The following is an 11,719-nucleotide window of genomic DNA, read 5'->3' as shown; positions in this document are numbered from 1 at the left end:
TTTTTTTGTGATTTACACACAATAATTTTTATTTTTGAACGTTATTGATTAAGTGTCACCGGTTGACATTCCAAAGATAATAAAATTCCGGCAGGCTAACAAACAAGTGTCCTATAGTCAGGACGCAATATATAATTATTAACACAATTTACGTTTATTACGTGATGAAGAAGTACAATTTAGATCCACTGTCAGCAGCACACGCTCTGACAGTCAAGGTGCTGGTGAAGGTCCACACGACTTTCTACCGCATGCACCGTGCCAAGGAGGCCCAGTACAATCTGGGCCATGGCACTATTAATGGAGCCTAAAAAGGTAAACTTCTTTCGGACTTCGAGTTAAAAACCAGTAAGCAGATCGAAATCTGGCGCGACATCCTGTCGCACTACGACAACGATCCCGAGCGCCAGGAGCAGCTGTTTCACGAGCTCATCAACGAGCTACGCGAGCTCCTCCTCCCCCGCTAAAAAACCATCATCCGAGAGTGTTCAGGCTCTCGGATGATCATCTCCTTCACCACACTATCCCTCGTGCTAATCGTATCAGGTTCATACGAGTGATAAGACCCATACCACATAGGAGACCGGGACTTAAACCACGCGTCATAAGCCACATAACCCAAAAACGCGATGATCGCCACAAATGATTTCCGACAAACTGTTAGTTTAGTTCGGATTTACTAAATTCCGACAATCCACTAACTTTGTTTCAATAAACCTGTTGGCTCGCCAAAGCCTACCATATATACAAGTTGTCTTGCTCGTGTAATGGCAACGTAAAGCAAAGAACGTTTAGCAGACAGGAACTCCTTTCGGGCTGCATTATCCATTCCTGAAAAAGGATAGCCCTCAGTCGCTTTCGAAGGAAGGTTTCGCTCATTCACGTCTATTAGCATGACAACACGATACTCCAGTCCTTTCAAAGAGTGGAATGTACATAGGTCAACACCATTTGAAGAGCCTTGTTTTTGAGTACCTTTCAACACTCTGTACTCCGTACCATCCCTATGCAATCTAGTTTGAATACCCTTTAAGAGTTGCATACTAGGGGCTGCTATACATATTTCAGACATTTTAATTCCATTTTCAAGACACTCATTTAGCCATTCCACAACTTGTTCTACCTCTGCATTGGCATCATCGACAATCTTATACTGAGGTGCCACACCGTCATGAATAAGAGAAACATATCCTTTAGTTGACTCTTTTCCACCGTCCAAGTCGTCATAGTCAATTCCCTTAATGACACCAACAGCAACTCTCTTGATAGGCTCAGTAGTACGATAATTGATTTTCAGTTTCTTGCTTCTGATGCCTCTTACGTTAATTCCAGCAGCTCCAAAATTCATTTTTCTGCCAGTATAAATGCGCTGAATCGGATCTCCAACTAAGAATAAATCATTCTCCCCCTCGGCAACAAGAGCACGAAGGAACTTCAGTTCCGGGTTAGAGAAATCCTGGAACTCATCAGCAATGACGTTGGTATATGGATGGATATCATTCTCATTGAGATAATTTGTTGTCTCATTAAAAAGTTCCAGTCTGTCGACAACCTTGCGCTCTTGTTTTAAAGCAACATATTTTTCAACTAGTTTCCATATTTCAACACGCTGTTTGCGACTTAATGCTTTGTTCCGACCAACACGTGGCTGCATCATATATTGTTTAGCATCCTTATTGCCGTAATATACAATGACATCGATATATTCATCATATAGGAACTGCTCGTCAAACTCTGTTACCTCTGTTTCCAGAACTTCACGCCACAACTTTAATGACTCCTCGTCACCACTATAGTCAAGAACCTTGTATCCATCCTTGATCTTATAAGCTTGAGCAACATCCAATAATACACGGTCGATATTACTCAATGTGTACTTGTTCGATGGAACGTCGAGCTTCTCAATTGAGTCCGCTAAGTTGATGCTGAGTGTTTTTGTATAAGTAGTGAATAACACATTGGCACCAGGCTTCTGACACAAGAATTTCAGACGATGAATGGCAGCAACAGTCTTACCAGTTCCAGCGCCACCACTAACCTTCATTGTACCCTTATATTCGGCATCCACAAGTTTTCGCTGTGAAGGATGAAGGAATATCTGCCACTTGTCCATGCCTTGCTCGATGATACGCTGCAAAGCATCATCGTCTGTAATTTCTACGAATCTACGCTTATTGTTGTCACTGAGCAGTTTGTCTTCATTCTCGCGTGCCTGACCATCCTCAATACTATTGATAATATCATCGATGTTCACACCATCCATAATATTAAAGATATTTTCATAAGCATCAATAGGCAAAATTGGTTCCAAAGCATCGAGGTCGTCCAATGATTTGATGGACATGATTCTACCTATAGCCTCTTGTGGAACACCTATTTTCAACAGTTTCTCCTCTGGGACACCAGTAAAAAACATACTTTCTGTGACTGTCTGAGGTGCAGGCGTATAATCCTGTTCTATCTCTTCTACAGATATTAACTGACAAGCCTGTGTATGTTCGTTCCAAACAAACCGCTTGCTCATTCCCCATCGATATGCCTCTTCATGGTCGGCAACATACAACAGAGAATAAGTATTGCCGTCCAACACACCGATAACAATACGATAATTGTCATCCACTCGTGCTGTACGCATCGTGGAATTCTTGAATTGGGCTATAGGTTCTAAGTGAATACCTGGAGAAGCTGGGTTTTCACGAAACTTCTTCTGGAATGTAACCACTTTGTCTTGGGTCTTCTTTGGCAACTTAAGAACTGCATCAAAGAAAGTTTCTGATAAAAATAGTCTCATAGATGTATTTTTTATTTTATAAGTTCAACACTAAATTCTTCCTGACTGATAATTCTATATCCTTTTTGCTCAAACATTGCCCTATCCTCATCAGAGAAAGGATCAATGGCAATTTTCGGATTATCAATAATCATAGCAGCACTGGCGATTACATCATTGTTCTCGTCTGTGAGTTCAAAGACACCATCATAGCTGAATGGAATGTTGTTGTCTATCAGTATATCAACAATATCTTCCATACCAGGATAAAGTTCCTTCACCTCTTCACGGTTCACAGGTGCTGCAGCAACCTCTTCCTGTGAACTCTCAAGACTTCCTGAGAAGAATTGAATCAGGTTATACCTTCGCCAGAATGCTACCCATTCTTCCTTATCCAGTTCGTTTAAGCCCCTTTGCAACTGAAGATCATACTTTATAGCATTACTAAAGGCTTTCTCTACTTCCTCATCTGTTGATGTCTCAGTAAGGTCGTTTGCACAAGAAGCGTCAAGTGACAGTGAGCCACTATAGAGCGAACCACTACTAGGCAGGAAGTTTGGTGTATCATTTATGCACCAGAAACACGTTTCTTTGATATTTCCCAATTGTGGGTTTTCCAATAGTTGACCAAGACGAGTAACAGAGTTGAAGCCAAGTTCATCATCTTTTTCTGACTCGAAGAGCTGGATATCCTCCCACGTTAATGTCCATGAGAACATGCGCTGTGGTTTGGCTTGTTTAATGCCTTCACGTTTTTCCCAGTCACTATAGAATCTCATATTAGGTGCGCAAGCATGGTATTGGTAACCATCCAGATACACCGACCACCAAGGAATATTAATGATATCTTCTATTTCAAAACCGCTTATTCTTGCATAAGTACACATGATTTGGAAGTCGGGGATGGTCGTATGCTTGACACCGTAAGCCACAGTCAATTCAAACTGTGGTTTGATGTTATATCTGATTTCTGTGTCTGTCTTATCATCCAAAACCACCAACTCGTAATGGTAAGAATCTTCATCGGGAACCTTCTCAAAAGACCAGTCTTTCTTCTTGGATAATGTACGCATGGCACTGACAAACTTCAGTTCAAGTTCACTGTCTTCTGCTGCTCCGCTCTGAGCTATAGTACCAACAGATCCATCTATACGTTCCCAAGTCTTGCTATTATCAACAAGCTTACCAAACAGAATCTCTGCCTGCTCTCTGCTAAACGAGTCACGCGAGTATTGGTTTCCATAGGTCAGTATACAATGGTAACATCCATCCTTACCTTCATGTTGGCATGAACAATCCTTTATCTTGTCGTATGCTTTTTCTAACAATTCTGTGAATTCCGAAGTGTTATACAACTTTGCCAAATAGCCAGTACCACCAGGAATGGTGTCGTACATCACCAGATAATAGTCTTTCTTGCCTGTTGCCAGGTTTACCTCTGAATAGGAGTCTATCCTGATATGCTCAGGAGAAGAATGGTAGTATTCCTTCATACCAAGTTCAATGCCAGACCTAAACATCTCGACTGCAGATTTTGCATCCAGTATCTGTACTGGGAGCAGTATCTTGATGGCTTCGGTCTGCATATGACGGAACAAATACAACTGTTCAAACACCTCGCCGTTTCTGTCATCCGCAAAGTTTACCTGTTTGTGGTTACAGAATCTGTAATGCTGCTCTACCGGCTGATGCTCTCTATTCGTTTTAGATAGAATTGGAGTTGATTTACCACAATATCTACAAGTCACAAATCCATTTTCCGGTATGATATTCTCATTGTTGATTTCAATTTTTGCTCCAGACTGCATCTGCATACCATAGTTAGCCTCATAGAGATCCATATTGTTACAGAACTCAATACCGAAACCAATGCCCTTCATGGCATAGGATGAAACAACTCCTTTATGATGGAACATGAAGTGTTTCTTCACGATGAACTGTTCTTTAGAACGTTCTTCATTGGAGTCATCAAGCACAGCATCAACCTTAAACATGGCACTCCTGGCGTTCGTAAATTTCAAAAAGTGGTGATGATTAACGCCCCATGATGGGTCACCGCACTTTGGACAAGTGGACTGCCCAAATTCTGGCGTGCCTTTTTCTGCCAGGCAGTCACACTTTGAGCAATATTTCATTATCGTGAGATTGTCCTTCCAGTCAAATGTCGGGATTCCGCTGACTTCCAATTGATACTTTTGAGTACAGAACCTGTTACCCGGTGCCAACTCCTTGATTCCCTGTGACGCTGAACGAGTCAACTCAATAACACTGGGCTCAGCAATATTGATCTTCTTGTCTTCCTTCTCCTGTGACGAATAAACACTGGCTTGAAGTTTTACCCCCGTCTCAGGGAATGCGTAGTTTGGCAATAGACCACAGTTCGTCATAAACTCAATTAGACTTTCTCCTTGGATATTCCCATACTGTTTCTTGCACGCTTTTATCAAATCCTTGATGGCTTCTTTAGCTGGGTCATTAGGCTGTAGTTTCTCTTCTTGCTCCTTATATTCATTCAACTCCTGCCCCAGCCCATATAATCTATCTGCTAAAGAATGAAACTCTTTGATAATGATCTGATAGAAAGATTCATTATCCAACGACTCAGCGAGAATCTTCAATGTGGGTTGAGTCTTTTCATCGTACTGCTCTGCAAAACGCGACTTCAAGGTATTCTTGTTGGCCTTAATAAAGGCAATAATTCGATTAATAACGAAACTATCAAGAGCCATTGCCCCTTCTGTGAGTTTCAGGTCTCTCACATATGACGGAAGCGTATTGTCGGTACTGGCACTAATCCATGTGTCTATACAATATGCAAAGAAATGACGACGAAGGATGTCCTTAGCCTCCAAGAAACATCCAGGTGTATTCACCTCTCCTTCCATCATTTCGTCTGGATAGGTGAAATAATACATATCGTGTGGCTCACCAGAATGAGCATAATTCAGCACCAGTGCAGCACCTTCCTTACGGCCAGCACGACCTACCCTCTGCAGAAAGTTACTTGGTTTTGGCGGAACATTGGCATTGCCCATCACATTCAAATCACCAATATCAATACCCATTTCAAGCGTAGACGTAGCTGTAAGAACGTTAACGGAGTTGGAATGAGGATGCTCTTTAAAGTCTTTCTCCAGCTTTTCTCTATCGCTACGTTCCAGTAAGCCTGTATGTTCCCGTGCATAGACACGAGGTGATAGTGCTCTATTATATACTTGCTGATAATAGTTCAATTCTGGGTTTATTTCCTCAGAATAGGTTCCTGCACATTTGTAGTCAAGGCAGAGAGTATCTTCTGCAAGCACGTCACTCTTGGCTACATAAAGCGTTGACTGGCAGTTGCTGCACTTTATATGCTTAACTTGTTTACTTACCCAGATGTGGTCAGGGTTGATAACATAATTGCCGCCCCCTTCTGGCGCTTTGTTGACAAGCCCCACTTCTTCCATCTTACAGAAAAGCGTTCGGATAAATTCATTGAACAACATCGGATTCTTTTCAATAGGAAGAGTATTGAAATAGCGCATGTAGTAATTCGTATACCAATTGGGCTTTTCCCTTCTCAGTACCACAATATCAAGCATATCGTCATTGGTCCCTTGGAAGTTTACGCCAATAAGCTTCGGGAACCTGACCATACCTCCAAATGGCCTGTTCAGGAAATGTCGACCGTCTCTGTTCCAGTTTAGTGCCCAAAGAGTAAGGGCTTCTTTCCTGTATTTATCCAAATACGGATGGTCTACAGCACCGTGCCGCCTCATTCTTTGCAGAATACCATAAACAAAATGGCAGAACGCCCGCTCGTCATCTGCTACGTATCCGAGATTATTATCCATCAAGAAGTCCTTCATCAAGTCATACACCTTGTGTATATCTTCGCTTTTGAAGAAGGTCGCAGATGAACCTGTTTTCTCCAATGTACGACCTAATTGTGAGGTCAGACCCAGTTCGCTGACAATTTCCCAATCAACACGTACATCAAACTCATTCTTGAAAGTCTGCATAAATCCACTTCCTTCACGATAGTTATAACGTAAGTCTATGTGCGAAGCCAAGTCAGCTGGCAGGAAGCGGTTATAATAATCCTCTTCTGATAATTTCGCTTTCCAATAATCCTTAAATCCCTGCTGCAACTCTGCAATGTTTACAGGGTGATCCAACGTGTTAATGTATTGCTGCATGGACTGACGGAACAGGAAGCGGAACGTTCTTGCCTCGTAAAAACCTGCTTGGTGGGCAGCATCCTGCACACTGTTATTGAATACCAGAATCTTTCTTTCCTTTTCATCTGCATGGTCAAAGTCACTTGACAGAACCTGACTGATAGCTACGCTCGACAATGTAGATGTTCTTCCACCTACCTGACAGATAGAATCACTGTTACATTCAGGACAATAAGAGGCAAACTTTTGGTTGCCGCCTCTTGTCGATGTTGTCTTACTGCATACACGCACCCTCAATGTATCACTATCACTAACGCTTGCTTCACGCAAATCTTTTAAGAACACATGATGGGTAACATTAATAGCATTTTCATTCACATACTCATCTATGGCTTCATGTTTCTTCGATTCAATATTAAGCAGAACCACTTCTTTCTCTCGATTCATGAAAGCCTTGTTGATGGTAGTTATATCAGAGCAATAACGGTCATCGGTAGCCAGACGTCTGGATAACCACCCACTTGCTCCACATTCACGACAGAAATACATGGGAAGTGCTATGCGGTCTTCGTCCTTCTTCAAACTGTGTCGCCATGTGAATTCTGGTTCTTTCTGGAAATAGCGTAAGATTCCGCTTAATTCACGTTGCCAGAGCTGTACTTGAAGATATAGCAGCGGTATCTGTTTTCCCGTAGTGTTCAGTGGGCGTTTGGCATAAGCAATCAGTGCCAAGAGGTTTTCCAAAGTAATAATGCACACTTTCTCTCCTTCTTGTAGATAGAGCTTACGATAATTATTATTTTGGTCAATCAACCTCTTCTGTATATCATCAAGCGACAGGATTCCTGTGCTTAGAATTTCCAATAAGGACTTGACAATATCCATACTGCGAAGGGATATTCCGGCATCTATTGGAGAGATAGAGGAATCTTTCAGCCACACCTTGCACAGACGTTTCATATAGCTTTCCACAGTGTCATTTGCCCCGAACTCGCAACTTTTTATTAGTTTCGCATCAGGAAGGATATTGTTTGTAACAGTCACATATTGGTCGACAGGAATACGATGCTCTTCTATCACATTCTCTTCTTTGAAAGTCTCTCCAAACACATCAGATGCATAATCACACAGTCGCTTCTTACTGTCTGGTCCGTTTCCAATAGTTGCTGAAGTTCCTATTGGGCACAGCACGCCTTTTGGCATATTTAGTTTCAGTTTCAGACGGCGTATCAAGTTGGCCACATCTGTACCCTGTGCTCCGTCGTACGTATGTAACTCATCAAGAACAATGAATTTCAGTGCTTTATAGTCCGTATCAATGTTTCCTCTCCACAAGCAGCTGAATCTCTGGCGCATCAGGCCATAATCCAACATTTTGAAGTTGGTGAGCAAGATATCAGGCACTGTATCCAGAATGGCATCACGATTTTCTATGATATGATTTTCGCCCATATCACGTGGATAATCCTGTGGATCGGTACCTTCACCCACAAAAAGTCCCGCTGTAACTTTCCCTTTCAGCCGTTCATCGTTCCATATTGTTTCTGCTAGACGTTTAGCCTGATCGCTGGCAAGTGCATTCATCGGATACATGATAATCACCTTTACACCCACTTGGCGCTCATACTTGTTACAGTTGTAGCAGTAATCAAGTATCGGGTATAGAAAACATTCCGTCTTACCGGAACCTGTACCAGTGGTGAGCAATGTCGGTTCGGGCTGATGCCCATTCTTCATGGTCAGCTGACTGAATGCCTGTAGCTGATGTTTGTATGGTGGAAAGTTCGGCGCAATATCCAATGGAATATTCTTGCTTTCTTCCTCAGTAGCTGAAACAAAAGGTGTTTTCAGCGATATGAATGGTCCCTTGAACAAGCCATCCTCTTTATCTTCAATAAAGCGGTAGAAAGCATCACTGACATCCTTCTCCTTGAACTTGAAGGTTGCCTTGATATACTCTATGATAGAATCACGTACTTCACGTGCTTGCTGAAGTGGTAACATATCTTATTGTTTTAAAAGTTCAACACTAAATTCATCTGAAGAAATCACCTTATATCCTGCTCGTTCAAAAACCTTTTTAGAGTCATCATCAACTGGATCTATGGCAATATTGTATTCTTTTAGCAACATTCCTGCACTGGCAATTACAACCCCGTCCTTATCCATAAGGTCAACATCTCCTTCATGGCTAAATGGAATATTGTTGTCTAATAACTGCTCTACTATTGACTCCATGCCTGGATATAGAACTATAATATCGTTTTTGTCTATAGCACTCTCAATGATTTCTATATCTGATTCCGAAATACAAGAGGAATCTTCTCCAATAGAAACACTATTCTTTAAGAAATTCGCCACATTTGGTGTTATGACAGGCATATTCAAAAGCGGAACATCTGATATAATGAGTGTCGTACTCTTTGAACGACTGGTTGCGACATTGAATCTTCTTTCTTCAAGTGCAAACCCGATGTTACGACCAGGAATATACACAATGGCATAATCTACGGTCATGCCCTGTATTCTGTCTATCGTTTCGACAGTAATATCTTCTATCGCGGTATCTGTTAGAAAGGTCTTCTGTAACTGGCGAACGGTATCTTTAAAGGGTGATATAATAGCCAGTGAACGTGTAGGATAGTTTCGTTCGATTTCCCTTACGACTTCCCCTACAATATTGAGACCTGCTTTCGAAATTATACCATTATAATGACCTGTATAATAATATAGCACACCTCCATCTCTAGGGAAATATTTACTTGAACATGCGGAGAAATCTACCTTTTTCTTTTGAACAGACCAGAATCGATTTCCATAAAAAAGCGAGGTAAGCTTTGCGCTTTCTGAGGACAATCGGAAAGTCGTTACAATTCTATATGCTTTAATGTCCGTCCCCAAAGCAACTGTTTGAAGCCCTTCTATCTGAGTATTTGCATTCCATGTCTTATAGATGCTTTTATTTGGACTTAAAATTATAGGAGGTAACTGCATGGGATCACCCACAATCAGACAGTCTTTTGCTAAGGATTTGAAAGCAATGAGTGTCGTAAGAAATGCCTGAGATGCTTCTTCTATCACTACTAAATCGTATGTTGGTATGCCGTTCTCAGCAACATTCTTCTTGTCAAAAGCATAAGACAAGACATAGTTCGTTGAACAAAGTAGTTCACCAGGGGGGACAGTTAGTTTACTGATAGCAGGCTTCAGTCCTGGTACGGAATTCCTTTCGTCAGCGGAAAGATTAGTTTTAGATATTCTTCCTTTTATTACAAAATCCTCTAAGGGGTCTTGCTTTACCAGTTCTATAAGTCCCTTATTCGCCATTGTGGTGGCACAAACGGTTTTCCCCTCGTTCAAATATTTAGCGATAATTGTAGCTATGGTATAACTTTTACCTGTTCCCGGAGGACCTTGTACAATACAACAATGGTCTTTATGCAGAGTATCTGCTATTGTATCTGCAATTGCATCAGGGTGCTGCTCGTTAAAAGCAAGTTCCTCTGGATGCCAATTCTTATATTCTATTGTTGGTTCTATCAGTAATTCGTCTGATGGGAACGACTCCATGTAGTTTACAAGATTGTTGTAATAGTTGACTGGTGGGAAAGGCATAAAAAACAGCACCGTCAATGATTTCCCTTCTTGGCACTTTCTGTCAAACAATTCAAATAAGGACAAACTAATGGAAGAGCAGCCAACGTAGTCATAGTCCGAATTTCCTTTGTTAGTATAATATAAAGGGAGAACATCAGATGTTGGAGAATGATACTTTGAATTCTTCATAAAATCAAGGAAAGCAATATTCCATGATGAAATAGGCTTACCAAGTTCAGCCCAAGCTCCCTTGGATATAACGGCCAGCGAGCGAAGGACTTTAAGACGTGGCGCCTTGTTTTTAGGAAACTTAAAAACAACATGCCCCCTTTCCCTATTGACATGATCAACATATCCACAAGTCAGCTCTTCCTTTTTAAAGAGTTGGCAGACTGGTGACATTACGAGAGTCTTTTGCTCAATTTCTATTTCCTTTACTTGGTCACCAAAAAAGGACTGATAGTTTTTTATTTTTGTCAAATCAATAGTCATCATCTTTTATTTCATTTTGGCTAAAATTGTTGTATTCAATGTCGGCAAATAACGAATTATATGTCTCATTGTAAGCAACTCTGATCAAAGTGTAAGCAGTTCCTTGTGTATCGCTCAATATTTCCGAATACAATCTGTTGACCGCTTCAACTTTCTTTGTACCTGTAAGTTTAATGATGATAGCGTCTTTAGCTATCCAGTCAAGAAGATCTTGCTTGTTACGAATATAGAAGAACTCATTTACCTTGTCTCCTACAAATACGCACACAACACATCTGTCATTCGTTATCATGTTCCAAATAGATGGAGAAATGTTCAATAGACCACCTTTAGCATAATGCAAAAAACGGTCGATATCCACCCACCCAAAACGGGGATATCCGTTCACTTTTCTGACTCGTTCATCCTAATGGCGCTGCAAATTTAATCATTTTTCTGTAACATCGCTCTTTTTTGTCGATTTTTTCTTCCGCATACTCTCTCCTTTGAGGTCAAAACGTACAGCTGTGTGCACGATTCTGTCAAGGATGGCATCAGCAGCAGTGGTATTCTTCTTAAGCACGTCGTACCAGTTTGAAACTGGCAATTGAGACACGATGATAGTGGACTTCTGACCATGTCTGTCCTCGATAATCTCCATAAAGTCTAACAGTTGCTGCCCATCAAGCACTTTGATTCCAAAGTCATCGATAATGAG

General features: G+C 41.2%; 6 protein-coding genes. 1 reads left to right on the top strand and 5 read right to left on the bottom strand.

What is annotated here, in order from left to right; translation table 11 throughout:
* The first annotated feature begins 164 nt into the window (after positions 1 to 164).
* Positions 165 to 311: a hypothetical protein gene (locus T500_RS17070; protein WP_155267573.1), complete on the top strand. Its 147-nt coding sequence runs from the start codon at positions 165 to 167 to the stop codon at positions 309 to 311.
* Positions 312 to 697: 386 nt separating this feature from the next.
* On the opposite strand, the gene T500_RS0114290 is transcribed toward T500_RS17070, so the two are convergent.
* From T500_RS0114290 to T500_RS16110, 5 genes are all read right to left on the bottom strand, one after another.
* A complete protein-coding gene (locus T500_RS0114290; RefSeq protein WP_028908669.1) occupies positions 698 to 2,791 on the bottom strand; it encodes a UvrD-helicase domain-containing protein in 2,094 nt (697 codons plus the stop codon).
* Between the two features lie 11 nt (positions 2,792 to 2,802).
* Entirely contained in the window at positions 2,803 to 8,937 is a 6,135-nt protein-coding gene (locus T500_RS0114285) for a DEAD/DEAH box helicase (protein WP_028908668.1), read from the bottom strand.
* 3 nt (positions 8,938 to 8,940) lie between these two features.
* A complete protein-coding gene (locus tag T500_RS0114280) occupies positions 8,941 to 11,025 on the bottom strand; it encodes an AAA domain-containing protein (protein WP_230580921.1) in 2,085 nt (694 codons plus the stop codon).
* Positions 11,012 to 11,410 (bottom strand): hypothetical protein, encoded by a 399-nt coding sequence (locus tag T500_RS0114275; RefSeq protein WP_028908666.1) that lies wholly within the window; start codon positions 11,408 to 11,410, stop codon positions 11,012 to 11,014. The genes T500_RS0114280 and T500_RS0114275 overlap by 14 nt, the downstream gene beginning before the upstream one ends.
* Before the next feature lie 39 nt (positions 11,411 to 11,449).
* On the bottom strand, positions 11,450 to 11,719 hold a 270-nt coding region (locus T500_RS16110), incomplete at its 5' end, for an ATP-binding protein (RefSeq protein WP_036909232.1).

This window comes from Xylanibacter ruminicola Ga6B6, from assembly GCF_000687715.1.
In the GTDB taxonomy this organism is placed as follows: domain Bacteria; phylum Bacteroidota; class Bacteroidia; order Bacteroidales; family Bacteroidaceae; genus Prevotella; species Prevotella ruminicola_B.
Note: the sequence above shows the minus strand (reverse complement) of the source record. Positions and strands in the feature narration are given on the sequence as shown.

Excerpts from the sequence above, each read along its gene's own strand:
- T500_RS17070 (WP_155267573.1), top strand. The coding sequence starts at position 165 with ATGAAGAAGTACAATTTAGATCCACTGTCAGCAGCACACGCTCTGACA.
- T500_RS0114290 (WP_028908669.1), bottom strand. The coding sequence starts at position 2,791 with ATGAGACTATTTTTATCAGAAACTTTCTTTGATGCAGTTCTTAAGTTG.
- T500_RS0114285 (WP_028908668.1), bottom strand. The coding sequence starts at position 8,937 with ATGTTACCACTTCAGCAAGCACGTGAAGTACGTGATTCTATCATAGAG.
- T500_RS0114280 (WP_230580921.1), bottom strand. The coding sequence starts at position 11,025 with ATGATGACTATTGATTTGACAAAAATAAAAAACTATCAGTCCTTTTTT.